The organism is Campylobacter ornithocola, from assembly GCF_013201605.1.
Taxonomy (GTDB): domain Bacteria; phylum Campylobacterota; class Campylobacteria; order Campylobacterales; family Campylobacteraceae; genus Campylobacter_D; species Campylobacter_D ornithocola.
Map to the genome: position 1 here is coordinate 343825 of NZ_CP053848.1, position 24667 is coordinate 368491.

Consider the following 24667-nt stretch of genomic DNA (forward strand, 5'->3'; position numbering starts at 1 on the left):
AATGGAGGTTGTACATATTAATACGCAAATTGCGATAATGTTTGTCGCATACTCAGCATTAATGCTTTTTATCGGATTTTATTTTTATAAACAAAATAAAAATTCAGAAGACTATTTTTTAGGTGGTCGTTCTATGGGGCCAGTAGTTTCTGCACTTAGTGCAGGAGCTTCTGATATGAGTGGTTGGCTTTTGATGGGTTTACCAGGAGCTTTATATGTAAGTGGTTTAGCTGAAAGTTATATTGCAATAGGACTTAGTATAGGAGCGTTTTTAAATTGGGCTTTTGTAGCAAAAAGACTTAGAATTTATACTAGTGTGATTGCAAATTCTATTACCATACCTGATTATTTTGAGACAAGGTTTGATGATGATAAGCATATATTAAGAGTGGTTTGTGCTATTGTTATTTTGATTTTTTTTACTTTTTATGTTTCTTCGGGGCTTGTAGGTGGAGCAAAGCTTTTTGAAGCAACTTTTGGAATTCAATATGATTATGCACTTACTACAGGAACTGTAATTATAGTTGCTTATACATTTTTGGGTGGATATAAGGCAGTTTGTTGGACAGATTTAATTCAAGGTCTTTTAATGATGGGTGCTTTGATTGTTGTTCCTATAGTGATGATTTATCATTTGGGTGGTTTTAGTGAGGCTATGAGTATAGTTAAAGAAATTAAACCAAACACTTTCTCTATGGGAGAAGGATTAAGCTTTTTAGGTATAGTTTCAGCGCTTTCATGGGGGCTTGGTTATTTTGGACAACCTCATATTTTAGTACGCTTTATGTCTATACGTTCTACTAAGGATATTCCTGTTGCTACTTTTGTAGGAATTTCTTGGATGGTTGTGTCTTTAATTGGTGCTTGTTTAATAGGTGTCTTAGGAATAGCTTATGTGAGTAAATTTGAGCTTAGTTTGCAAGATCCTGAAAAGATTTTTATCGTAATGTCGCAATTACTTTTTAATCCTTGGATAGCAGGAATTTTGCTTAGTGCTATTTTGGCAGCTATTATGAGTACAGCAAGTTCACAATTACTTGTTTCAAGCTCAACTATAGCAGAAGATTTTTATAAAAGAATTTTTAATAAAGAAGCATCTAATAAAATGGTAATGACCTTAGGTAGATTTGGTGTTTTGGCTGTTGCGGTAATAGCCTTTATCATTTCCACTGATAAAAACTCAAGCGTATTAAGTATAGTGGCTTATGCTTGGGCAGGATTTGGAGCAAGTTTTGGTTCTGTAATGCTCTTTTCATTATTTTGGTCAAGAATGACTAGATATGCAGCTATTGCAGGTATGATTACCGGTGCAGTTGTAGTTGTAGTATATAAAAACTTCTTGGCCGAGTGGTTTGATTTTCCTATTTATGAAATTATTCCAGGATTTTTAGCCGCTTCTATAGTTATAATTATAGTTAGCTGGATGACTAAAGTACGTCCAGGAACAAAAGCAGCTTATGAAACAATGTTAAAACACCTATAAAATCCCTAAATTTCCCTACTTTTTTGTAGGGATAATTGTGTATAATTTTTAAATTATATTTTTTTGGGTTTTTTTATGAATGATTTAATTACACAAAATGACAATACTACTATTGTTACAGAATACAAATTTACACCAAAAGAGCCAAAAGCTTATCAAAATGAAGAAGATTTAGAAAAATTTCTTATTAAAGAATTAGAGCTTCAAGGCTATGAAAAATTAGAGCTAAATAATATCTTAGAACTTGAAAATAATCTCAAATTACAACTTGAAAGATTAAATAATATCGTTTTCTCACAAGAAGAATGGCAAAAATTTTATAAAGAAAATATTGCAAATAAAAAACTAAATTTTGAAGACAAAACCAAGATGCTTCAAAATGATAGTTTTACTCTCACACTTGAAAAAGATGATGGAAGTAAGAAAAATATCATTCTTATAGATAGGATCAATCCTATTAATAATTATCTTCAAGTTGTGTCGCAATTAAAAAATGAAAGTGGTAAATTTAAAAATCGTTATGATGTTAGTATTTTGGTAAATGGTTTGCCTTTGGTACATATTGAGTTAAAAAGACGTGGTGTAAATTTAAAAGAAGCTTTTAATCAAATTAAGCGTTATCAAAAAGAAAGTTTTTTACAAGGAAATGCACTCTATGAATTTGTGCAAATTTTTATCATTTCAAATGGCACATTAACCAAATATTATAGCAATACAAATCAATATAAAACTAAAAAATCTTTAAATGATAACTATGCTTTTTGTATGAGTTTTTCAGATGCAAAAAATAACATCATTGAAGACTTAGAAGATTTTACAAAGACTTTTTTAGCTAAAAGAAATTTACTTAATATTCTTACAAAATATTGTGTTTTTAATGCTGATAATGAATTATTGATTATGCGTGCTTATCAAATCGCAGCAAGTGAGAGAATAATCAATAAAATTAAAATCGCTCATAAGTATAAATACTATGGAAATGTAGAGGCAGGAGGGTTTATTTGGCATAGTACAGGAAGCGGAAAAACTTTAACTTCGTTTAAAACAGCAATTTTAGCTACAAAACTTGACTTTATTAAAAAAGTACTTTTTATTGTGGATAGAAAAGATTTGGATTATCAAACCCAAAAAGAATACGATAAATTTGAAAAAGGTGCAGCAAATGCTACTAAAAACACCGATGAGTTAAAAAGAAGGATTGAAAGCACAAAAGAAGATGAGAAAATCATCATTACTACCATACAAAAACTTTCAAAATTTGTACAAAAATACGATAATTCTCGCATTTTTGATTCTGAAATTGTTTTTATCTTTGATGAATGTCATAGAAGTCAATTTGGAAAAATGCACGAACAAATCATTAAAAAATTTAAAAAATACTATATTTTTGGTTTTACAGGAACGCCTATTTTTGAAGAAAATGCGGGAAAAAATTATTTTGTAAATGATAATAAAAATTTAGAACTTAAAACTACTCAAAGCACTTTTGGCGATTGTTTGCATTCTTATACAATATTAAATGCGATAAAAGATAAAAATGTTTTACCTTTTAAAGTAAGTTATCATTCTACAATGAAACAAATTGAAAGTGATTTAGATAAGAAAATTTCCACTATCGATAGAGAATCAAGTCTTTTAAGTGATGAACGCATAGAAAAAATCACAAGTTATATTTTAGAAAATTTCAATCGCCACACCAAAAGACAAAGTGCTTATATGCTAAAAAATCAAAGAGTTCAAGGTTTTAATGCGATCTTTGCTACTGCTAGTGTAGATTTTGCTAAAAAATACTATGAAGAATTTAGTAAGCAGTTAAAGCAAAATAATAGTAATTTAAAAGTTGGTGTTATTTATTCTTATGAGCAAAATGAAGATTTAGATGAATTTATAAATGATACACAAAGCGCTAAAGAGTTTTTAAGCAAGGCGATAAAAGATTATAATAGTTATTTTAAAAGTGATTTTAGTTTAGAAAAATTTGATAATTATTACAAAGATGTATCACAAAAGCTTAAAGATAAAGAATTAGATTTACTAATCGTAGTAAATATGTTTTTAACAGGATTTGATTCTAAAACAATCAATACTCTTTATGTGGATAAAAATCTAAAATATCACGGACTTTTGCAAGCCTTTTCACGCACTAATAGAATTTTAAATGAGCAAAAAAATTGTGGTAATATTGTGTGTTTTAGAGATTTAGAAAATGCGACAAATAAAAGCTTACAGATGTTTGGCGATGAAAAAGCATCGAGTATTGTTTTGTTAGAAAATTTTGCTTTTTATTTTGAAAAGTATGTTGTGCTAATAGATGAGTTAAAACAAAAATTTGATCTTTTAAATTTCCCACTTTATAGTGAAAAAGAGCAAAAAGAATTTATTAAGATTTTTAATGAGATTTTAAAACTTGAGAATATTTTAAGTCTTTTTGATGAATTTAAAAATCCTTTAAATATAAGAGATAAACAAGATTATCAAAGTCATTATTTAGAGCTTTATGCTACACTTAAACAAAAAACAGAAAAAGAAAATATTAACGATGATTTGATTTTTGAAATTGAACTCATTAAGCAAAATGAAATTAATGTAGATTTTATACTATTTTTACTTGAAGAATATTATAAAACAAATCAAGACAAAATCAAAGAAAGTATTTTAAAAACTACTATTTCAAACCCAAGTTTAAGAGATAAAAAAGAGCTTATTGAAGAATTTTTAAATGAAATTGATAATAATAAAAACAGCGACTATAAAAGCCTTTTTGAAAATTTTATGCAAAGAAAAAAAGAGCAAGAATTAAACCAACTTATAAAAGAAGAAAATTTAAATGAAAAACTGACAAAAGAGTATTTAGATGATGCTTTTGAATTAAATTTTTTCCAAGATAAAGGCGAACGCATAGGTGGGCTTTTGCCTGCTATTAATCCTTTTGCGCCAAAAAGCGAAGGAAATGATGAAAAGCGAGAAAGTATCATTAACAAGCTTAAGGCATTTTTTGATAAATTTATGGTTTTTTTAAAGGTAGATGATGAATAAAATAGAAAAACTTTTAAAAGAACTTTGCCCTAATGGCGTAGAGTTTAAAAAGCTAGATGAGATCTTTGATATTAAAAATGGATATACTCCATCAAAAGCAAATAAAGATTTTTGGAATGACGGAACTATTCCTTGGTTTAGAATGGATGATATTCGTACTAATGGCAGAATTTTGAGTGATTCGTTGCAGCATATTACCAAACAGGCTTTAAAAGGTGGTAAAATTTTTCCTAAAAATTCTATTATTATCTCAACTACTGCAACCATTGGAGAACATGCTTTGGTAGTTGTTGATTCGATGGCAAATCAACAATTCACATATTTAAGTAAAAAGGCAAATTGCGATCTTTCTATTGATATGAAATTTATTTATTACTATTGTTTTATCTTGGGAGAATGGTGTAAGCAAAATACAAATATTTCTGGTTTTGCATCTGTAGATATGAAATCATTTAAAAAATTTCAAATTCCTATTCCGCCACTTGAAGTTCAAGAAGAAATTGTGAAAATTTTAGACACCTTTACTAAATTAGAAGCAGAGCTAGAAGCAGAGCTAGAAGCACGCCGTCGTCAGTATGAGTATTATCGTAATAAACTTTTATCTTTTGAGTATTTAGACAAAAATGGGGGGGGGTATGAGCTAAAAATGCTAGGTGAAGTGTGTGAGATTGCAAATGGCAGAGATTATAGACATTTGAATAACGGAAATATTCCAGTGTATGGCACAGGTGGTAAAATGCTTTGTGTGGATAATTTTTTATATGAAGGGGAAAGTGTTTGCATAGGCAGAAAGGGAACTATTGATAAACCTTTTTATCTTAATGAAAAATTTTGGGCTGTTGATACTTTATTTTTTACAAAAAATTTTAAAAACTACATAATTCCAAAATTTCTATTTTATATTTTTACTTATATTGATTGGAAACAGCACAATCAATCGTTAGATCGCCCTAGTTTAACAAAAGTAATACTTGAAAAAATCCAAATTCCTATCCCATCATTAAAAACACAAGAAAAAATAGTAAGTATTTTAGATAAATTCCACACACTCACCACAGATTTACAAAGTGGAATTCCTGCAGAGATAAAAGCAAGAAAAAAGCAGTATGAATACTATAGAAATAAATTATTAACTTTTTAAGGAAGCTATATGAAAAGCGTGATTGAAAGAGAAGAATTACACAAAACTATTTGGAAAATTGCAAATGAATTGCGTGGAAGTGTAGATGGTTGGGATTTTAAAAGTTATGTTTTGGGATTTTTGTTTTATTATTTTATCTGTGAAAATCTAAAGAGCTTTGTTTTGAAAGCTTATAAGCAAGATTATGAAAATTTAAGCGATGAAATGGCGGAAAATGGCAAAAAAGAGATTATTAATGCTAAAGGATTTTTTATAAAACCAAGTTATCTTTTTTCTAGTATTCTTAAAAATGTAAATTTGGAAAATCTAAATGAAAAACTTAGCGATATTTTTAAAGAGATTGAAAGTAGTGCCAATGGGAGTGAGAGTGAAAAAAGCTTCAAAGGACTTTTTGATGATTTAGATCTTTATTCTAATAAACTTGGGGCAAACAATCTAGAGCGTAATAAAAAGATTATAAAGATTATGGAGGCAATTTCTGAACTTAATTTGCATTATAATGAAAATGAGATTGATGCTTTTGGTGATGCTTATGAGTTTTTAATGACTATGTATGCAAGTAATGCAGGTAAAAGTGGAGGAGAATTTTTTACTCCACAAGAAGTAAGTAAACTTTTAGTAGAAATTACTTTACATAATAACAAAAAGCCAAATAAAGTTTATGATCCTGCATGTGGAAGTGGTTCGTTACTTTTGCAGTATAAAAAATCACTTAAAAGCGATCCAAAAAAGGGTTATTTTGGGCAAGAGATTAATATAACAACTTATAATCTTGCAAGAATGAATATGTTTTTGCACGATGTAAATTATACGCTTTTTGATATAGCACATGGCGATACTTTGATAAATCCTAACGAAGAACATAAAGACTTAGAGCCTTTTGATGCAATTGTTAGCAATCCACCTTATAGCACTAAATGGGAAGGTAAAAATAATGCACTTTTGATTAATGATGAAAGATTTAATAAAGCAGGGGTTTTAGCACCTACTTCTAAAGCAGATTTAGCTTTTGTGATGCATTCGCTTTCTTGGCTTAGCGAGAAAGGAAGTGCGGCGATTGTTTGTTTTCCGGGTGTAATGTATAGAGGTGGTGCAGAAAAAGAAATAAGAAAATATATGATAGAAGAAAATTTTGTAGATTGTGTGATTTCTTTAGCTCCAAATCTCTTTTTTGGGACAGGTATTGCAGTGTGTATTCTGGTGCTTAGAAAAAACAAAACTGATAAAAATGTGCATTTTATCAATGCAAACGAAGAATTTATCAAAGTAACTAATAAAAACATACTAAGTAAAGAAAATTTAGAAAATATTTTAAATCTTTATAAAGATAGGGTAGAAGTGCCATATCTTACTAAGTTAGTAAGTATAGAAGAAATAAAAAATAATGATTATAACTTAAGTGTGTCAAGTTATGTAGAAGCAAAAGATACGAGAGAAGCAATCGATATAAAAGCATTAAATTTAGAACTTGTTGAGATAGTAAAACGCCAAAGTATTTTAAGGGAACAAATTGATAATCTCGTTGTAGAACTTGAAGGTAATTGAAATTAATATGAGAATATTTGCTCAAATATTCTCTATTTTTTAAACTTAAAATTAAAACTTATCAAGATTTTTGAATTAAAAATCTAAGCGTTGGTCCATCTTGATTGATTTCTAGAACTTTAAAACCACGATTTTTAGCATCATGAGGTATAGAATTGATACTTTGTGGACAATCACATAAGATTTCTAAAATTTCACCCGATTTTAATTCTTTTAAAGCTTCAATAGTTGCTATAGCAGGGTATGGACAGGCTTCACCTTCTAAATTTAGACTATAAGTAATCTTCATTTTATATCCTTTTAAACTAGTTTTTTAAAAAAATATTTTTTGTAAATTAAAACAAAAATAAATAGCAAAACAAGGAGAGTTAAGTTTATATATAATCCACCTAAATTTCCAAAATAATTTAATAAGTTAATCTTTATACCATCTTTAAAAAAAGGAGGTAAAAAATCATAAGTTAAAGCTAAAATCATCGTTCCTATGATATTTGCAAATCCTACTATCATAAAATGTACTTGCCCTTCGCAAGCTCGATATGTCCAACCACACTCGCAACCGCCGGCAAATACTATACCAAAACCAAATAAGAATGCTCCTATAGCTACAGCAGGGCTTAATTCTATAAGTTTGCTAGTATGTCCTTGTAAAATGAAAGCAAAAGCAATGATTGAAGCTATCATCATAGCAAATAAAGTTGCTTTTATAGTGTTATCTCTACCAAATAAAAATAAATCTCTAAAACAAGAAGTAAAACAAATTTGACCACGAGCAATAATAAAGCCAAAAACAAATCCAAAAATAAGTGCCAATGCCAGAAGGCTTTGTTTGTTTTGTGTATCAATATTTCCATTTGTAAACCCAAGATAAAAAACCCAAGATAAAAAAAATATAAAAAATACCACACCTAGAAAAAAATGCCACCTTGCGCGTTTTTTATTGTGAATTAAAGGTTTATTTTCTTTATTTACACATTGAAGTTTTGCTTTTGGTTTAAAAAACGAAATATTGCAAATTTTTACGCCAAAATAAATTCCTAAAATCATGAAAAAAGTAAAAAACCAAGTGTGTAAAGAAAAATAAGGCAAGCCTGTGAAAAAATTTGCTAAATTGCATCCAAAAGCAAGTCTTGCACCATAACCTGAAAGAATTCCTCCTATTAAGGCTTGAAATATACGTATTTTACTTGCACTTAGACGAAATTTTACCTTATTTGCTAAAAGTGCAGCCACCAAACAACCTATAAACATACCTATAAGCATGATACCATCAGTTCTACTTAAAGGAGTGCCATCTAAATTTTGCTTTTGATAATAAGAATACGAGCTTAGATCTATACCAAAAATTTCTAAAAATTCGCCACCCCAACGTGTCATTTCACCAGTAACAGCCCAAACACCACCAAAAATTCCAAAATACACTGCACTTAAAATTCCAAGAGCAATGAAACTATGAGAATTGTCCCAAAAATTGATTAAATATTTTTGTTTGAAAGATTGCATATAAAATCCTATATTTGTTTTTGTCAAACCTTGACACTAGGAATAAATAAGTCCATTATATCTAAAAATTTTAAAAACTAATATTGATAAGGTATGCATTTAATTTTTGTTTTAATTAAAAAATGTTAAGGTATAATAATTCTTTTGGAAGGTTAGCTTATCTGGTGATGGCCACTGACTTCAAATCAGATGAAAGGGTAGTTGACTACTTTTTGGGGAGTTCGATTCTCTCACCTTCTCGCCAAATTTAAGTCAAAATGGAGTTATTATGAGTAAAGCAGATATTGTCGTTGGTATCCAATGGGGTGATGAAGGCAAGGGTAAGATAGTTGATAAACTATGTGAAAATTATGATTATGTTTGCAGGAGTGCGGGTGGACATAATGCGGGTCACACCATATGGGTTGATGGTATAAGGTATGCTTTACATTTAGTACCTTCAGGTGTTTTAAATAAGCAATGCATTAATGTTATAGGTAATGGTGTTGTAGTTAATCCTGATGTGTTAATTAGTGAAATGGCTCAATTTGAGAATTTAGAAGGAAGATTATTTATAAGTGATAGAGCACATTTAAATTTGAATTATCATGCTCTAATTGATCAAGCAAGAGAGAGACTTAAAGGCGATAAGGCTATAGGGACAACAGGTAGGGGTATAGGACCAAGTTATGAAGATAAAATAAGTCGTAACGGACACAGGGTAGGAGAACTTTTAGAGCCTGAAAAACTTTGTGAAAATTTAATGAAAGATTTCGAGCTTAAAAAAACTTATTTTGATGCTTTAGGTATTGTAATGCCTAGTTATGATGAAATTTTAAAAGATTTAAAACGCTTCAAGGAAGTATTGGCACCATATATCACAGATACTACGAGAATGCTATGGAAAGCTTTAGATGAGGATAAAAGAGTATTATTAGAAGGTGCACAAGGTTCTATGCTTGATATTGATCATGGAACCTATCCTTATGTTACTAGTTCAACAACTATTTCAGCTGGTGCTTTAAGTGGCTTAGGGTTAAATCCAAAAGAAATTGGAAAAGTTATAGGTATAGTAAAAGCTTACACAACAAGAGTAGGAAATGGAGCTTTTCCAAGTGAGGACTTAGGTGAAGATGGTGAAAAAATAGGGCTTATTGGAAAAGAAATTGGTGTGAGTACTGGTAGAAAAAGAAGATGTGGATGGTTTGATGCTGTAGCTGTAAAATACACTGCGAGATTAAATGGCTTAGATGCTTTATCATTAATGAAACTTGATGTTTTAGATGGTTTTGAGAGTGTTAAAATTTGTAAAGCTTATGAGTATAAAGGGCAAGAAATAGACTATGTGCCTTGTGATTTAGAAAATGTTAAGCCTATTTATGAAGTGATGGAGGGTTGGGATAAAGTTGCAGGAATTAGGGATTATGATTTATTGCCTGAAAATGCTAAAAAATACATTAAACGTTTAGAAGAATTAAGTGGGGTTAAAGTGGGTTATATCTCTACAAGCCCTGAAAGAGAAGATACTATCATTTTATGAAAAGCAAATATTCTTCTGTAATTAAGCTTAGAAAACAACAACTTGACAAAGCAGAAGCAAATTTAACTAGAACAAGACAAAAGCTTTTACAGTGTGAAGAAGAGCTTAAAGAAGCTTCTAAAACATGTGAAAGCTTAACTTTGGTTGATAAGGGTTCGATAGCTCTTTTACGTTCATCTTTAAAATTGCAAGAAATTGCAAGAGAAGGCAAGCAAAGAGTTAAACAAAAATTAGATTTAACAAAAAAAGAACTCGCACATCATCAGCATTTGTACAAAAAAGCACATTTAGAATTTGAAAAAATTAAAGTTTTAGAAAATGAAGAATTAAAAAAAATTCAAAAAGCTTTGCAAAAAGAAGAAGAAAAATTTATAGATGAACTTGCTATAACAAGACATTTTAACAAGGATAAATAGTGAAAAAAATAATATATTTATTAGCTTTTTTAAATTTTTTAAATGCACAACAAAATTGTGAGCAGTATTTTGAAGCAAGAAAAGAACAAATGCAAGAACAAATTAGAGAATACGATGAAGCTAGGCAAAGCTTAGAAGCTTATAGAGCTTCTTTTGAGGCTTTGCAAAAAGAAAAAATGCAAGCTTTAGAAAAAAAAGAGGCAGATATTAATGCGAGTTTAGAACAAATTAAAACTTTAAAAGAACAAAATGAACATATATTGGAAGCAACTAGAGAAAATCTACAAACAATTAATGATAAAACAATGGGGCGTATCACTGAAATTTATGCTAAAATGAAAGATGTAGCTGTTGCTGGTATATTAAGTGAGATGGAACCAGATGAAGCTTCAAAAATTTTACTTTCACTTGATCCTAGAAAAATTTCATCTATTATGGCCAAAATGGATCCTAAAAAAGCTTCGGATTTAACACTGCTTTTGAAAAATTTAGATCAAAATGCAAGTTCGCAGTAAGTTTTAAGCAGTTTTTACCTTTTTTTTAGTATTATTTCAATAAAAATAAAAAGGTGGATAAATGCGTATCAAACCAGCTCATATACCTTATATAGCAAATAAAATAATACTTGATTTAATGCATTCTTCTTTTGTAAAAATTAAAGATGATAGTCAAAAACTTTTAAAAATAGCAAAAGAAATTATAGAAATAGATGTTTTAAATGAGCGTAAACTTGATGAAAAAGCAAAAGAACTTTTAGAAAGTCAAGAAGATGAAATTGAGTTTATGCAAATAGATAGAAAAAATATGTTTTGGATGATCAAGAAAAAATTGGCTAGTGAGTTTAAATTTATGCTTGATAGTGAAGATAGATATAATAATCTTTCTCATAAAATTTTAGAAAATTTAGTAGAAGAGGACTTGATAAATTATAATGTATCAGAAAATCGAGTGAAAAATCTCATCTTTTCAAGTATTATATCTTATTTAAAAGAGTATGAAAATTTAGAAGATTTAGTTTATGAAAAAATTTCAAATTATAAAAGAAAACTTATTCCAGGTTCTGAAGAATATGAATTGATATTTGAGAAGCTTTATCAAGAAGAGCTTAGAAAAAAAGGACTTTTATGAAAGCGTATATTTATATAGAAAATGATATTTTTTTAAGTACAAAAGCTTTTGGAGAAGGTGGAACTTTTTTTGGAGAGCTTGTTTTTAATACTTCTTTGACGGGATATCAAGAAATCATATCAGATCCATCTTATGCAGGTCAATTTGTAATTTTTTCAATGCCAGAAATTGGTATAGTTGGTGTAAATGATGAAGATAATGAAAGTAAAGAAGTTTTTGCTAGTGGTATAATTATAAGAGAATTGAATGAAGATTATTCTAATTTTAGAGCTAATAATTCTTTAAGTACTTATCTGAAAAAGCATGGCAAAATAGGACTTTGTGAAATTGATACAAGGTTTTTGGTTAAAATGATTAGAGATTGTGGTAATTTAAGGGCTGTGATTTCTACAGAAATTAAAGATAAAGAAGAGCTTAAAAAAATGCTTCTTTCAAGTGCTAAAATTGATGAGGTGAATTATGTAGCACAAGTTAGCACAAAAAACTCTTATAAACATAGTAAAGGTGCTTGGGAACATAGTAAAAAAGCTTATGAAAATGTAAAGTCAATTGGTAAAAAAGTTGCTGTGATTGATTATGGTGTAAAAGAAAATATTTTAAATGAATTGGTAAGCGTGGGGCTTGAAGTAGAAGTTTTTCCTTACAACACCAAAGCAAAAGAATTGATTGATTTATACCAAAAAGGTAAAATTCATGGAGTATTTTTATCAAATGGTCCAGGTGAGCCAAAAATTTTAAAAGATGAAATAGTTGAGATTAAAAAATTAGCAGAAGCTAAAATTCCTATGCTTGGTATTTGCTTAGGACATCAACTTTTAAGCAATGCTTTTGGTTACGAAACTTATAAGATGAAATTTGGTCAACATGGAGCAAATCATCCTGTAATTAATCTTGCTAATAACACAGTGGAGATTACAGCACAAAATCACAACTATAATATTCCTGAAGAAATCGCAGAAGTTGCAATTATTACTCATAGAAATTTATTTGGCGATAATGTAGAAGGTGTAAGATATAAAAATTATCCTATTATTTCAGTGCAACATCATCCAGAAAGTTCCTCAGGACCCCATGAGAGTAAATATATTTTTAAAGAATTTTTAGAGCTTTTGTGAATTTAGATTTTATTGCTTTGGCGAGTATAGCTTTTCTTTCTAGTTTTGGACATTGTTATGGAATGTGTGGAGGTTTTGTTTTAGCTTATACTCAGCTTTCAAAGCAAATTAAACTCCCTTTTTTTCTTTTAGTTTTTTCTTATCATATTTCAAGAATTTTAGCTTATGTGTGTTTGGGTATATTTTTTGGTTTTTTTGGGAGCTTATTGTCTTTTACTGAATTTGCAAAAGGGATGATGTTTTTTATAATCGGAATTTTTATGATGACTTTGGCTTTTGCTTTGATATTTAAGGGAAAGCTTTTGGCTTTTTTTGAAGATTCTTTATTTTTTGATTGTATTATTAAAAAAAATATTTCTAAGTTAATTCAAAATAAGTCTTTAAAAAGCACTCTTTTTTTAGGGTTTTTAAATGGTTTTGTGCCTTGTGGATTAGTGTATTTTTATATAGCTTTTGGTATGAGTGTGCAAAATGTTTATTTATCAGCATTAATTATGCTTGTTTTTGGTCTTTCAACTTTACCAGCATTGGTATTTTTTGCTTTTTTTTCTAAAACATTAAATGAAAAATTCCAAAAAACAGCTAGTTTAATTTCTTATATTTTAATCTTTCTTTATGGGTTGTATTTTTCTTATACGGGTTTTATATTTACAAAGTAATTTATTAACAAATAATTAATAAATATGTTTTTTAAGCTAAAAAAGATATTAAATATCATATAATATAATGATTGCATAATTGCATAAAAAAACTTAAGGAGAGGAAATGCACCCAGGAAATGCATTAAACTATGACTATACGGTTGCTAAATACTTTATGTTTGCTACCTTATTGTTTGGTATTATTGGTATGGCTATTGGAACGCTTATTGCCTTTCAAATGGCTTATCCAGATTTAAACTATTTAGCTGGTGAATATGGTACTTTTTCAAGACTTAGACCATTGCACACTTCAGGTGTAATTTTTGGTTTTATGCTCTCAGGAATTTGGGCTACTTGGTATTATATTGGTCAGCGTGTATTAAAAGTTAGTATGGCAGAATCAAGCTTTTTAATGTTTGTAGGTAAATTGCATTTTTGGCTTTATATGATCACTATGATTATAGCTGTTATTACTTTATTTGCTGGTGTTAGCACTTCAAAAGAATATGCAGAGCTTGAATGGCCACTTGATATATTGGTAGTTTTAGTTTGGGTTTTATGGGGTGTAAGTATTTTTGGACTTATTGGAATTCGCCGTGAAAAAACTTTATATGTTTCACTTTGGTACTATATAGCTACTTTTTTAGGTATAGCAATGCTTTATTTGTTTAACAATATGGCTGTGCCTACATATTTTGTAAGTGGAATGGGTGATTGGTGGCATAGTGTTTCTATGTATGCAGGAACTAATGATGCGTTGGTACAATGGTGGTATGGACATAATGCAGTTGCATTTGTATTTACTGTTGGTATTATTGCACAAATTTATTATTTTCTACCAAAAGAAAGTGGCCAGCCAATTTTCTCTTATAAATTATCTTTATTTGCGTTTTGGGGATTAATGTTTGTTTATCTATGGGCAGGTGGACACCATTTGATTTATTCAACTGTGCCTGATTGGATGCAAACTATGGGTTCTGTTTTTTCAATTGTTCTTATTTTGCCTTCTTGGGGTTCAGCAATTAATATCTTACTTACCATGAAAGGTGAGTGGAGTCAATTAAGAGAAAGTCCATTAATTAAATTTATGATTTTAGCTTCAACTTTCTATATGTTTTCAACTTTAGAGGGTCCAATTCTTTCTATTAAATCAGTTAATGCATTAGCACACTTTACAGATTGGATTCCAGGTCACGTTCACGATGGTACTTTGGGTTGGGTTGGCTTTATGACTATGGCTGCACTTTATCACATGGTTCCTAGAATGTTCAAAAGAGAACTATATAGTAAATCATTAATGGAAGCTCAATTTTGGATTCAAACTACAGGTATAGTATTATATTTTAGCTCTATGTGGATAGCAGGTATAACTCAAGGTATGATGTGGAGAGCAACTGATGAGTACGGTAATTTACTTTATACTTTCATTGATACTGTTGAGGCCATTATTCCTTATTATTGGATTAGAGCTATAGGTGGCTTGTTATACTTAGTAGGATTTTTCATGTTTGTTTATAATATTTATAAATCAATTTCAGTGGGTAAAGTACTTGACAAAGAACCAAAAAGTGCTTCACCTATGGCAGCATAAGGAGGAAAAATATGTTTAGTTGGTTAGAAAAAAATCCATTCTTTTTTGCTGTAGCAGTATTTATTGTAATTGCGTATGCAGGTATCGTAGAGGTATTGCCTGATTTTGCTCAAAATGCAAGACCAATTGAAGGTAAAAAACCTTACACTGTTTTACAACTTGCAGGGCGTAATGCTTATATTAAAGAAAGTTGTAATGCATGTCATTCACAACTTATTCGTCCTTTTAAATCAGAAACAGATCGTTATGGTATGTACTCAGTTAGTGGTGAGTATGCTTATGATAGACCATTTTTATGGGGTTCAAAAAGAACAGGACCTGATTTATTACGTGTGGGAAATTTTAGAACTACTGATTGGCATGAAAATCACATGTGGGATCCAATATCTGTAGTACCTGGTTCTATTATGCCAGCTTATAAGCATATGTTTAGTAATAATGCAAATATAGAAACAGCTTACGCAGAAGCACTAACTGTAAAAAAAGTTTTCAATGTACCTTATGATACAGAAAATGGTACAAAACTTGGTACTTGGGAAGAAGCTCAAGCAGAAGTTAAAGCAGAAGCTCAAGCTATAGTAGATCAAATGAAAAATCAAGATGTTAAAGATGCGTTTGCTAGAGGCGAAATTAGAGAAATTGTAGCTTTAATAGCATATCTTAATAGCTTAAAATAGGAAAAACCCATGGATTTAGAACTAATAAGAGAGCTACAAGCTTATGGTTTTTTTGCTCTTGTAGTGTTTTTAGTGGTAGTTTTGTATTCTTATTGGTATCATTTATATAGATCTGAAAAAACAGGTAGAAGAAACTATGAAAAATACGCTGATTTAGCATTACATGATGATATCAGCGATCGTGTTTTAGAGCAAAATAAAAGGAGTGCTTAATGCAATGGTTGAACTTACAAGATAATGTTAATTTATTATCTTTTATTGGAGCAATTCTTATCATTTTAATTACACTTGTTGTGGTAGGAAAATTGTTTAAAAGTATGAAAGAAGAAAAAAGCCAAGGTGAGCTAAGTGAGCATAGTTGGGATGGTATAGGTGAGTTTAAAAATCCTATACCACTTGGTTGGGCTGTTGTATTTTTCTTAGCTATAATATGGTGTATATGGTATTTCCTTTGGGGGTATCCTTTAAATAGTTATTCTCAAATTGGTGAATACAATAAGGAAGTGCAAGCACATAATGAAAAATTCGCACAAAAATTTGCTAATTTAAGTGCACAAGATAAACAAGAAATGGGTAAAAATATTTTCTTAGTTCAATGTTCTTCTTGTCATGGAATTACTGGTGATGGTATCAATGGAAAGGCACAAAATCTTAATATTTGGGGCTCAGAAGAAGGACTTATAGAGGTAATTACTAAAGGTTCAAAAGGTATGAATTATCCTATGGGTGAAATGCTAAGTGCAGCAGATAATGGTATAGATGAAACTGATGTTCCAGCTATTGCAGCTTATGTTGCTTCTGAAATTTCAGCAATTAAAAAAACTGAAAATCCTCAACTTGTAGCAAAAGGAAAGGAGCTTTTTGTAACTTGTACAGTATGTCATGGTGAAGATGGAAAAGGAACTATTGATGGTCAATTAGTAGCTCCAGATTTAACAAAATATGGCACTGCTGAATTTGTGGTAGAAGTTTTAAATCGTGGTAAAGCAGGTAGTATAGGTGTAATGCCTCATTTTAATAATGGTTTATTAAACGAGCTTCAAAAAGAAGCAGTTGGCGAATATACAATTTCTCTTTCAAGGGGTGAATAATGGAAAATTCAAATAGATGTGTATTTTCACTTTCAGGTGTTAGTGGAATGTTAATAGCAACTGTTTTATTGTTATCAATTTTAGCTGGACTTACTGTTTGGGGTCTTAAGGCACAACAAGATGTTATGCAAAAACCTTATAAAATAGAAAATGCAGAGCAAATCAAAATGTTTGACTCTAAAAGAGAAGAGCATATCGTTATAAAGGAATGATTATGGTAAAAGTTCTTGAATACTTAATTATAGCTGGCTTAGTTGTGGCAGCAGGAATTACTGCTTGGTCGGTTTTAACTGTAAATCATCTTTTTATAGGATGAAAAATACATTAAAAGGCGGTTTTTTTTTAACCGCCATTTTTATTTGTTTTACTAATTTCTTGCATGCTGAAATATTATTAAATGATAACATTTTAAACACTGCAATAGAGCAAAATATCACTTCAAGTTCTAAACAAATTCGTGAATTAACTGGAGTAAATATAGCTTTAGCATTAAGCAATAAAAAAGACTTTGAAAGCTTAAAAAGCTATGAAGCTAATTTGAGCAAGCCATATATTTTACTTGTATTTTCTAAAGCTTCGCATAAGGTAGATATACTTGCAAGTGATGATGCTATGAAGTATTTTGATAAAGAAGGTGTCTTAAGTCCTTATCCTGAAAAAGGAACGATTTTACCTATACTTGCAAATCCTAAACAAAAAGACATTTATAACGCTGCTATTTTAAATGGTTATGCAGATATAGCCGATCAGGTAGCAAATCATTTTAATATAAAGCCTTTTTATGGAAATTCAAATCGTGATACTTTAAATATCATGAGAATTTTAATCTATGGCTTTTTATGTGTTGCAATTTTAATGTTGGTTCAAAGAAAAGTCAGAAGGAGAAAATAAAATGCAAAATCAAAAAACATTTTGGCCTTATGGTATTTTGATTTCTTTAGGACTTATCGTTGTAGCTTGTATTGTTACGATTTTTATCGCAAGCAAGGCTCCTGTATATGAAGATAATTTTTATTTTGATTCTTATCAAAATGTAGAATTAAATTACAATGAAATTCAAAATAGACAAAAGACCTTTGATGAAAATTTTAAACTAGATATCAAGGATAAAGAAAGTTTTGTACATAAGAAAAATCAAGTTTATTATATTAACGAAGGTCAAAATGAACTTAGGATTGCAATTGAAAATTTAAAAGATTACAACTTAAATAAACTTCAAATCCAAACTTTGCTTTCGCGTCCACATACAAACATAAGTGATGAGAATTTACAAGCAAGATTAGATGGAAGTGATTTGGTGTTTGATTTTAATATCAAAGAAAAAGGTGTTTGGCAGGTGCTTTTAAAAATCACTCAAGATGAAAATAGTGTAGGATTTTTTAAATTCTTTTTGCAAACTAGATAATGAAGCTTTTTGTATTTAGCTCACTAAGAGCTTTAAGGAAGTATTATGAGAAAAAATTACAGATTGATAGTTTAGTAGAACCGGCTATGAGTGTAGCCGAATTTATGCAAAAATTAGTTTTTTCTCCACATTTTCAAGCAACGCATTATGAATGTTTGCTTTTGATGAAAAAGGCTTGCGAACAAACTAAAAATTTAGAGCAAAGTTTAAAAATACCGAGTAATTTTTTTGCTTTCTTAAAAAACAATGCTTATTTATTTAGTTTCTTTAAAGAGCTTAGTTTAGAAAAAAAAGATATTAACTCGTTAAAATTTCATGATGCTTACACACAATACGATGAACACTTGCAAATTTTAGAAGAACTTTTTAAAAATTATCTTGCTTTATTAAAAGAACAAAATCTATACGATGATATTTCTTTGCCGCTAGATTATGAAATTAATAGTGATTTTTTGAAAAATTATGATGAGATTATTTTTGATTTTCAAGGTTTTTTAAATGCTTTTGAAGTGGAGCTTTTGTTAAAAGTTAAGGGAATACTTCCTCTTAAAATGCAGTTTAATTGTACTAAATTTAATAAAGATTTTTTAAACACTCTTAGCTTTTTACAAGGACTTTCTCTTAAGGAAAATCATACTTATTTGTTTGATTTAAATCAAAAAATAATTTTAAAAGAAGAGTGCTTTTTCAAAGAAAGCAAAATTAGCTATAAAAGTTTTCATCTAAGATCTTTACAAGCTGCTTTTGTTTTTGAAAAAATTAATTCTTTTTTAAAAGCCGGTATAAGTGCAAAAGATATTGTGGTAATTACTCCTGATGAGAATTTTGTAGATATTTTAAGACTTTATGATAAAAATAATGTTTTAAACTATGCAAGTGGAGAAAGTATCAAAAACACACTTTTTTATCATAGATTAAAGTCTTTGTATGAAAGTGCTAAAGATGATGAGTTTGAGTATGAAGAAAATGAAGAGTTTTATGAAAGGTGTAGTTTAAACAAACATTTGTGTAATTTACACTTTTTCCCTTCTAGTATTGATTTTGTAGAATTTAAAAAGTTTTTTGATGAAAATATTTCTTTTGAATTTTTTGAGAATTTTATTTTTAATTTACTAGAAGATAGCGATGAGGAATTAAAAAATTATATACATCAAGAGCTTATTTTTATCAAAGAGCTTGTAAAAACACACGAATTAAGCTTTGTGCAAATTTTAGAATTATTTTTTATGCAAATTGATGGTGTAAAATTAAGCAGTGTTGGTGGTGGTGAAGTTACTGTAATGGGACTTTTAGAAAGTAGGGGACTTAGATATGATGGGGTAATTATAGTTGATTTTAATGATGAATTTATCCCAAAAAGAGTTTCAAGCGAATTATTTTTAAACAATGAAATTCGCAAAAAAGCAGGACTTATCACTCATACTCAAAGAGAAAATTTACAAAGACATTATTATTGCACCTTAATAGCTAAGGCTAAATTAGTAGGAATTTCTTATGTGGAAAATGAAGAAAAAATCAAATCAAGATTTTTAAACGAACTTGAATTCCCACTTTATGAAGATAAGACTTATAGTAATAATGCTTATGTGAAATATTTCCAAACTTATCCATGCACTTTTAATCTTGAACCTATTGTAAGTATTAAAGCAAAACACGATTATTTTCAAAGCGATCTTTCTTTTTCAAGATTTCATCTTCTTGTGCATTATGGTTTGGATTATTATTATAAGTATGTTTTAAGATTAAAAGAGCCAAAGACTTTAGATGATACACTTAGAGCAAATGAGTTGGGGAGTTTTATCCATAAGGCTTTAGAGCTTTATTATACACAAAAATCTAAAAATCATTTTGATTATGAAATTTTTATGCAAGTGGTAAAAAGCATTAAGCAATACCGAGTTGATGCGCTAAATTTAGCTTTAATACAAACTATATTTAAAGAATTCCAAACACTTGAAAATGAGCATTTTAAGCAAGGTTATGTGGTAGAAAAATGCGAATTTAATCCACCAAGAAAAGAATTTATCACAGAAAATGGAGTGAAAATTCACGCCATAGGCTTTTTAGATAGAGTAGATAATAATGGCAATGAAAGATTGATTATAGATTATAAAAGTGGCAAGGCAGATGAAAAGTCTTATCAACTTGCTTTTTATAAGTTTTTATTAGAAAATCAAAATACCTTATTAAATACAAAAGCTTGTTTTTATGATCTAAAAAATATCAAAATCATACATGAAAATGCTAAAAGTAAGAGCGTACAAGAACTTAAAGATTTACTTAATGAGCTTGCTAAAGAACCTTTGGAAAAAGAATTTTTTAATCAAAAAAACGACAATACTTACAGCCCTTATACCATGCTTTATAAAAAGGAGTTTAAGCTTTGAGTTATCATTTTGAGCCTTTTTTAGCTTTAGAAGCTAGTGCAGGAAGTGGAAAAACTTTTGCATTAAGTGTGCGTTTTGTAGCTTTGGTTTTAATGGGAGCTAAGATTAATGAAATTTTAGCCCTTACTTTTACTAATAAAGCTACAAGCGAAATGAAAGAAAGAGTTTTTAAAACCTTTTTAGAATTTGATGTGCTTGAAAATGGAGAGAATAAAGCAGAGTGTAATGAGCTTATGAAAATGCTAGGTAAAAGCAAAGATGAGCTTATAGCTTTAAGAGAAAAATACAAAGATGAGTTTTTAAGATCTAAGTTCAATATCTACACTTTTGACAGCTTTTTTTCACAAATCATTCGTTCTTTTGCTTTAAATTTAGGTCTTATGAGTGATTTTGACATTATAGAAAGTCAAGATAGTTATAAAAATTTCATTTCTAAATTAGACGAAGAAGAATTAAGAGCTTTAGCTTATTACATTGTCCAAACAAAAAGTAAAAGTGATTTTTTGCAAAATCTTGAAAGTTTGTATGAAAGATCTTGTGAGATAAAATCTATACAAAATGCACATTTTCCAAATAAAACTTTTTTAGAAAAAAGCTTAAGTGAGTTTATAACTTATGCAAGAAATTTAAGCACAGATAAAAACTATCAAAAAAATTTCGAATTTGAAAACATAGAAGATTTTTTTACTAAACCTATCATCTGCGATTTAGATAAAAAATACTTTGAAAAAATCATTGATGGTGAATTTTTACAAAAAAGAGCAGAGTTTTTACAAAGTGTAAAAGAGTATTTTGCTCAAATGGAAAACTATCGTATTAGTATGCTTGCAAAGCTTTTGAAGCATTTTAAAGAAGCAAGAAATGAAAATAATACCAAGCAAAATGCATTGACTTTTTCAGATATAGCCTTAAAAACTTATGAGTTAATTAGTGATGAAACTAATAAAGATTTGATCTATTTTAGACTTGATGACTATATTTCGCATTTGTTGATTGATGAATTTCAAGATACTAATGTTTTGCAGTATCAAATTTTAAAACCTATCATTGCTGAGCTTGTATCAGGTGAGGGTGTGAAAAAAAACAGAAGCTTTTTTTATGTGGGCGATAAAAAGCAAAGCATATATGGTTTTAGAGGAGGTAAAAAAGAGCTTTTTGATAAGCTTTTAAAAGACTTTCCGCAAATTAAATTAGAGCATTTAGATACTAATTATCGCAGTAAAAAGATCATTGTTGATTATGTAAATGAAATCTTTAAAGATAAATTTTTTGATAGCTTTTTAAATCCTAGCTTTACTTTGCAAAAAAGCGTTAAAAATGGTGGATATGTGGAAGTTTTGCAAAATCATATCCTGCCAAAAAGTTCTTTATATGAAGCAAGTGGAAAAGAAGTTTTAAAGATCATTCAAAAGCTTTTAGAAAAAGGTATAAGGCTTAGTGAAATTTGCATTTTAGTGTGGATTAATAAAGACGCTATCTTAATGAAGGAATTTCTTGAAGAAAATGACATTAAAGCTTATACGCAAAGCAATGTAGCTTTGATAGATTGTATTAGCGTAAGAGTGCTTTTTGAGTATGCAAAGGCTTGTGTGCTTAAAGATGAGTTTAGTTTGTATTTTGCAAGTAGTATTTTAGAAAAAAAACTTGAATTTGTCACGCTTGATTTAAACCGAAGTGTAGGTGAAATTTTAAAATACTTAGTGCATGTTTTAAAACTTGATTTAAGCGATGTTAATCTCATTGCATATTTAGAGTACGCAAGTACTTTTGATAATTTCTTTGATTTTTTATTTGCTCCGTGTGAGTTAAAGTCTTTACAAGCTCAAGATGATGGAGTGAGTATTATGACTGTGCATAAGTCTAAGGGACTTGAATTTGAAAATTTAATCGTACTTGATAGGCTTAGCAGAAAAGCTCCGGATAATGATACTTTAATATTTGAGTATGATTTAGAGCAAGGTTGGGAAGTAAAATACCGACATAGTGCTAGAAAATATCTTGAAGATCAAAACTACAATGCATTTTTAGCTAAAAGAGAAAAACTTCAAGCGGAAGATGAGATAAATTGTCTATATGTAGCGCTTACTAGAGCTAAAAACTCTCTTTTTATCATAAAAAATGATGAGAGTTTTAAAACCTTTAAGAGTTATTTTCAAGACTATGAAGAAAAACAAATAGGCATTATAGAAGAACAGCTTGTCAAAACAAATGAGCCTTTAGAAAAATTAGAACAAATAGAAAGCTTTGAAGAATTTCAAAAGGTAAATTTACAAGAAGTTAAAATAAAAAGTCATCTTTCAAGCACGCAAATACATTTTGGATTGGCTTTGCATGAGTTTTTGCAATATTTTGACTTTAGCACTAAGGATAACTTTGAATTTTGTAAGCAAATGGTGTATAAAAAATATCGTTTTTACTTAGATGATGAAAGTTTTAATGAGCTTTTTAAAAGACTTACTATGCTTTTAAAAGATGAGAAATTCAATGCTCTTTTAGCAGGTAAAAAGTTACTAAAAGAGCAAATCATCACTTATAAAGGCGAACAAAAACAACTTGATATGCTTGCATTTGATGATAATGAAGCTATCATTATAGACTATAAAACAGGCTTAAATTTAAACGAGCATAAAAAGCAAGTTTTACTTTATAAAGAAGCCATAGAAAAAATCTTAGCTAAGATTTCTACTAAGGCTTTTTTGGTATATATTTTAAAAGATAAAGTGGATATGGTGGAGATTTAATAATATATTTCATCAAATATAGACTCTAATGCAAATTGCCTACTTTATCTATAAATCTACATTAAAAGTATTTTGCATTATAATTGCAATATTAAAGTATTTAAGAATAAGTTGCAAATAAAAAAGAATAAATTAACCTTTAAAAATTCTTAAATTAAGTATTAATTAAGATAAAATAATTATAATCATATTTTTAAAAAATTTTTGGCAAAGGTAAGATGATGACAAAGATAACAAAGCCAAACGAAGTAAAACGTGAATGGATCGTTTTAGACGCTGAAGGAAAGCGTTTCGGTCGTCTTTTAACAGAAGTAGCGACTATTTTAAGAGGTAAAAATAAACCTTGCTATACTCCAAATGTTGATTGTGGAGATTATGTAATTATTATCAATGCTTCTAAAGCAGTTTTCACAGGTGCAAATAAAGCAGAAGATAAATTATACCACAGACATTCAGGATATTTTGGAAGCGTAAAAAGTGAAAAATTTGGTGATTTATTAGAAAAAAATCCAGTTAAATTATATAAATTAGCAGTTCGTGGTATGCTACCTAAAACAAACTTAGGTAGAGCTATGCTTAAAAAATTAAAAATTTATGCAGGTAGCGAACACCCTCATACTGCTCAAATTGCTAATAAAGGAAAATAATCATGGCAACAACATACGCAACAGGTAAAAGAAAAACCGCTGTAGCTAAAGTTTGGGTAAAAGCTGGTAGTGGTAAAATCATCGTTAATGGTATGGATCTAAACACTTGGCTTGGTGGACATGAAGCTATAAAATTAAAAGTAGTTCAGCCTTTATTAGTAACTAAACAAGAAACTTCTATGGATATTAAAGCAACAACTTTAGGCGGTGGTTATAGTGCACAAGCTGAAGCTTTAAGACATGGTATTTCAAGAGCTTTGGCTGCTATGGATGCAGATTTTAGGGCATTATTAAAACCAAAAGGACTTCTTACTAGGGATAGTAGAACTGTTGAGCGTAAAAAATACGGTCGTAGAAAAGCAAGAAGAAGCCCACAATTCTCTAAACGTTAATCCATTTTGGATCCATTTTGGATCCATTTTCTCTCTCATTTTTTAAAATCACATTTTTTTATATATATTTTTATTTTGTTTAAAATTAAAGGATTTTTTGTTTAGAATAAACTTCTATAATTTTAAAGTCCGATCAGGGAAACCTCCTTTTTGTAGTAAATTTAAGCCTCTTTCCCAAAAGAGGCTTATTTTATTTTAATCTTCTTTTT

24 protein-coding genes and 1 tRNA gene are annotated in these 24667 nt (G+C 29.2%); 23 read left to right on the plus strand and 2 right to left on the minus strand.

All coding sequences use genetic code 11. The features are described from left to right. Position 1: 1 nt before the first annotated feature. From putP to CORN_RS01860, 4 genes are all read left to right on the plus strand, one after another. Positions 2 to 1483 carry a sodium/proline symporter PutP gene (gene putP / locus CORN_RS01845; RefSeq protein WP_066007149.1) on the plus strand — a complete coding sequence of 494 codons (1482 nt, stop codon included), beginning with the start codon at positions 2 to 4 and terminating at the stop codon, positions 1481 to 1483. Between the two features lie 75 nt (positions 1484 to 1558). After that, positions 1559 to 4519, plus strand: coding sequence for a type I restriction endonuclease subunit R (locus CORN_RS01850; RefSeq protein ID WP_066007147.1), 2961 nt, complete (start codon positions 1559 to 1561; stop codon positions 4517 to 4519). Then, entirely contained in the window at positions 4512 to 5660 is a 1149-nt protein-coding gene (locus tag CORN_RS01855; RefSeq protein ID WP_066007145.1) for a restriction endonuclease subunit S, read from the plus strand. Before CORN_RS01850 ends, CORN_RS01855 begins: the two co-directional genes overlap by 8 nt. A gap of 9 nt (positions 5661 to 5669) precedes the next feature. Further along, complete coding sequence (locus CORN_RS01860; RefSeq protein WP_066007143.1) at positions 5670 to 7205, plus strand: type I restriction-modification system subunit M; 1536 nt, start codon at positions 5670 to 5672, stop codon at positions 7203 to 7205. 61 nt (positions 7206 to 7266) lie between these two features. Here the strand turns inward: CORN_RS01860 and yedF are convergent, their stop codons facing one another. Beyond that, positions 7267 to 7494, minus strand: a complete 228-nt coding sequence (yedF, locus tag CORN_RS01865) for a sulfurtransferase-like selenium metabolism protein YedF (protein ID WP_066007141.1) — start codon at positions 7492 to 7494, stop codon at positions 7267 to 7269. A gap of 11 nt (positions 7495 to 7505) precedes the next feature. Continuing rightward, positions 7506 to 8708, minus strand: coding sequence for a selenium metabolism membrane protein YedE/FdhT (gene yedE / locus CORN_RS01870; RefSeq protein WP_066007139.1), 1203 nt, complete (start codon positions 8706 to 8708; stop codon positions 7506 to 7508). A gap of 146 nt (positions 8709 to 8854) precedes the next feature. Between yedE and CORN_RS01875 the strand changes: the two genes are divergently transcribed. The 19 genes from CORN_RS01875 to rpsI all read left to right on the plus strand — a co-directional run bounded on the left by CORN_RS01875 (position 8855) and on the right by rpsI (position 24458). Then, positions 8855 to 8952: transfer RNA gene (locus CORN_RS01875), tRNA-Sec, on the plus strand. Between the two features lie 24 nt (positions 8953 to 8976). Further along, positions 8977 to 10227, plus strand: coding sequence for an adenylosuccinate synthase (locus CORN_RS01880; RefSeq protein ID WP_066007137.1), 1251 nt, complete (start codon positions 8977 to 8979; stop codon positions 10225 to 10227). After that, positions 10224 to 10643, plus strand: coding sequence for a flagellar FliJ family protein (locus CORN_RS01885; protein WP_066007135.1), 420 nt, complete (start codon positions 10224 to 10226; stop codon positions 10641 to 10643). Before CORN_RS01880 ends, CORN_RS01885 begins: the two co-directional genes overlap by 4 nt. Further along, the gene (locus CORN_RS01890) at positions 10640 to 11158 is read left to right on the plus strand and encodes a MotE family protein (RefSeq protein WP_066007134.1); all 519 of its coding nucleotides are present in this window, start codon (positions 10640 to 10642) and stop codon (positions 11156 to 11158) included. Before CORN_RS01885 ends, CORN_RS01890 begins: the two co-directional genes overlap by 4 nt. 61 nt (positions 11159 to 11219) lie before the next feature. Then, positions 11220 to 11771, plus strand: a complete 552-nt coding sequence (locus CORN_RS01895) for a DUF507 family protein (protein ID WP_066007133.1) — start codon at positions 11220 to 11222, stop codon at positions 11769 to 11771. Then, positions 11768 to 12886 carry a glutamine-hydrolyzing carbamoyl-phosphate synthase small subunit gene (gene carA, locus CORN_RS01900; RefSeq protein WP_066007132.1) on the plus strand — a complete coding sequence of 373 codons (1119 nt, stop codon included), beginning with the start codon at positions 11768 to 11770 and terminating at the stop codon, positions 12884 to 12886. Before CORN_RS01895 ends, carA begins: the two co-directional genes overlap by 4 nt. Beyond that, positions 12883 to 13545, plus strand: a complete 663-nt coding sequence (locus CORN_RS01905) for a sulfite exporter TauE/SafE family protein (protein WP_066007131.1) — start codon at positions 12883 to 12885, stop codon at positions 13543 to 13545. Before carA ends, CORN_RS01905 begins: the two co-directional genes overlap by 4 nt. A 106-nt stretch (positions 13546 to 13651) precedes the next feature. After that, positions 13652 to 15118 carry a cytochrome-c oxidase, cbb3-type subunit I gene (gene ccoN, locus CORN_RS01910; protein WP_066007126.1) on the plus strand — a complete coding sequence of 489 codons (1467 nt, stop codon included), beginning with the start codon at positions 13652 to 13654 and terminating at the stop codon, positions 15116 to 15118. An 11-nt stretch (positions 15119 to 15129) separates the two neighbouring features. Next, the gene (ccoO, locus tag CORN_RS01915) at positions 15130 to 15795 is read left to right on the plus strand and encodes a cytochrome-c oxidase, cbb3-type subunit II (protein ID WP_066007124.1); all 666 of its coding nucleotides are present in this window, start codon (positions 15130 to 15132) and stop codon (positions 15793 to 15795) included. Between the two features lie 9 nt (positions 15796 to 15804). Next, positions 15805 to 16008, plus strand: a complete 204-nt coding sequence (locus CORN_RS01920) for a cytochrome c oxidase, cbb3-type, CcoQ subunit (protein ID WP_066007122.1) — start codon at positions 15805 to 15807, stop codon at positions 16006 to 16008. Further along, positions 16008 to 16886, plus strand: a complete 879-nt coding sequence (gene ccoP / locus CORN_RS01925) for a cytochrome-c oxidase, cbb3-type subunit III (protein WP_066007120.1) — start codon at positions 16008 to 16010, stop codon at positions 16884 to 16886. Before CORN_RS01920 ends, ccoP begins: the two co-directional genes overlap by 1 nt. Continuing rightward, complete coding sequence (locus CORN_RS01930) at positions 16886 to 17098, plus strand: DUF4006 family protein (RefSeq protein WP_066007118.1); 213 nt, start codon at positions 16886 to 16888, stop codon at positions 17096 to 17098. Before ccoP ends, CORN_RS01930 begins: the two co-directional genes overlap by 1 nt. A gap of 2 nt (positions 17099 to 17100) precedes the next feature. Further along, the gene (locus CORN_RS01935; RefSeq protein WP_094750277.1) at positions 17101 to 17202 is read left to right on the plus strand and encodes a hypothetical protein; all 102 of its coding nucleotides are present in this window, start codon (positions 17101 to 17103) and stop codon (positions 17200 to 17202) included. Positions 17203 to 17261: 59 nt separating this feature from the next. Beyond that, positions 17262 to 17777: a hypothetical protein gene (locus CORN_RS01940; protein ID WP_246260879.1), complete on the plus strand. Its 516-nt coding sequence runs from the start codon at positions 17262 to 17264 to the stop codon at positions 17775 to 17777. 1 nt (position 17778) lies between these two features. Beyond that, positions 17779 to 18291, plus strand: coding sequence for a FixH family protein (locus CORN_RS01945; protein WP_066007114.1), 513 nt, complete (start codon positions 17779 to 17781; stop codon positions 18289 to 18291). After that, positions 18291 to 20678 carry a PD-(D/E)XK nuclease family protein gene (locus tag CORN_RS01950; protein WP_066007112.1) on the plus strand — a complete coding sequence of 796 codons (2388 nt, stop codon included), beginning with the start codon at positions 18291 to 18293 and terminating at the stop codon, positions 20676 to 20678. Before CORN_RS01945 ends, CORN_RS01950 begins: the two co-directional genes overlap by 1 nt. After that, entirely contained in the window at positions 20675 to 23419 is a 2745-nt protein-coding gene (locus tag CORN_RS01955; protein ID WP_066007110.1) for a RecB-like helicase, read from the plus strand. The genes CORN_RS01950 and CORN_RS01955 overlap by 4 nt, the downstream gene beginning before the upstream one ends. Before the next feature lie 221 nt (positions 23420 to 23640). Continuing rightward, positions 23641 to 24066, plus strand: a complete 426-nt coding sequence (gene rplM / locus CORN_RS01960) for a 50S ribosomal protein L13 (protein WP_039617653.1) — start codon at positions 23641 to 23643, stop codon at positions 24064 to 24066. Positions 24067 to 24068: 2 nt separating this feature from the next. Further along, positions 24069 to 24458 (plus strand): 30S ribosomal protein S9, encoded by a 390-nt coding sequence (gene rpsI, locus CORN_RS01965; RefSeq protein WP_039617655.1) that lies wholly within the window; start codon positions 24069 to 24071, stop codon positions 24456 to 24458. Positions 24459 to 24667 lie beyond the last annotated feature (209 nt).

What these genes read in the sequence shown, in the direction of transcription:
- putP (WP_066007149.1), top strand. Translation starts at nt 2, where the DNA reads ATGGAGGTTGTACATATTAATACGCAAATTGCGATAATGTTTGTCGCA.
- CORN_RS01850 (WP_066007147.1), top strand. Translation starts at nt 1,559, where the DNA reads ATGAATGATTTAATTACACAAAATGACAATACTACTATTGTTACAGAA.
- CORN_RS01880 (WP_066007137.1), top strand. Translation starts at nt 8,977, where the DNA reads ATGAGTAAAGCAGATATTGTCGTTGGTATCCAATGGGGTGATGAAGGC.
- CORN_RS01950 (WP_066007112.1), top strand. Translation starts at nt 18,291, where the DNA reads ATGAAGCTTTTTGTATTTAGCTCACTAAGAGCTTTAAGGAAGTATTAT.
- carA (WP_066007132.1), top strand. Translation starts at nt 11,768, where the DNA reads ATGAAAGCGTATATTTATATAGAAAATGATATTTTTTTAAGTACAAAA.
- rpsI (WP_039617655.1), top strand. Translation starts at nt 24,069, where the DNA reads ATGGCAACAACATACGCAACAGGTAAAAGAAAAACCGCTGTAGCTAAA.
- yedF (WP_066007141.1), bottom strand. Translation starts at nt 7,494, where the DNA reads ATGAAGATTACTTATAGTCTAAATTTAGAAGGTGAAGCCTGTCCATAC.
- CORN_RS01935 (WP_094750277.1), top strand. Translation starts at nt 17,101, where the DNA reads ATGGTAAAAGTTCTTGAATACTTAATTATAGCTGGCTTAGTTGTGGCA.
- CORN_RS01930 (WP_066007118.1), top strand. Translation starts at nt 16,886, where the DNA reads ATGGAAAATTCAAATAGATGTGTATTTTCACTTTCAGGTGTTAGTGGA.
- ccoP (WP_066007120.1), top strand. Translation starts at nt 16,008, where the DNA reads ATGCAATGGTTGAACTTACAAGATAATGTTAATTTATTATCTTTTATT.
- CORN_RS01885 (WP_066007135.1), top strand. Translation starts at nt 10,224, where the DNA reads ATGAAAAGCAAATATTCTTCTGTAATTAAGCTTAGAAAACAACAACTT.
- CORN_RS01920 (WP_066007122.1), top strand. Translation starts at nt 15,805, where the DNA reads ATGGATTTAGAACTAATAAGAGAGCTACAAGCTTATGGTTTTTTTGCT.
- CORN_RS01945 (WP_066007114.1), top strand. Translation starts at nt 17,779, where the DNA reads ATGCAAAATCAAAAAACATTTTGGCCTTATGGTATTTTGATTTCTTTA.
- CORN_RS01860 (WP_066007143.1), top strand. Translation starts at nt 5,670, where the DNA reads ATGAAAAGCGTGATTGAAAGAGAAGAATTACACAAAACTATTTGGAAA.
- CORN_RS01895 (WP_066007133.1), top strand. Translation starts at nt 11,220, where the DNA reads ATGCGTATCAAACCAGCTCATATACCTTATATAGCAAATAAAATAATA.
- CORN_RS01855 (WP_066007145.1), top strand. Translation starts at nt 4,512, where the DNA reads ATGAATAAAATAGAAAAACTTTTAAAAGAACTTTGCCCTAATGGCGTA.
- ccoO (WP_066007124.1), top strand. Translation starts at nt 15,130, where the DNA reads ATGTTTAGTTGGTTAGAAAAAAATCCATTCTTTTTTGCTGTAGCAGTA.
- yedE (WP_066007139.1), bottom strand. Translation starts at nt 8,708, where the DNA reads ATGCAATCTTTCAAACAAAAATATTTAATCAATTTTTGGGACAATTCT.
- ccoN (WP_066007126.1), top strand. Translation starts at nt 13,652, where the DNA reads ATGCACCCAGGAAATGCATTAAACTATGACTATACGGTTGCTAAATAC.
- rplM (WP_039617653.1), top strand. Translation starts at nt 23,641, where the DNA reads ATGACAAAGATAACAAAGCCAAACGAAGTAAAACGTGAATGGATCGTT.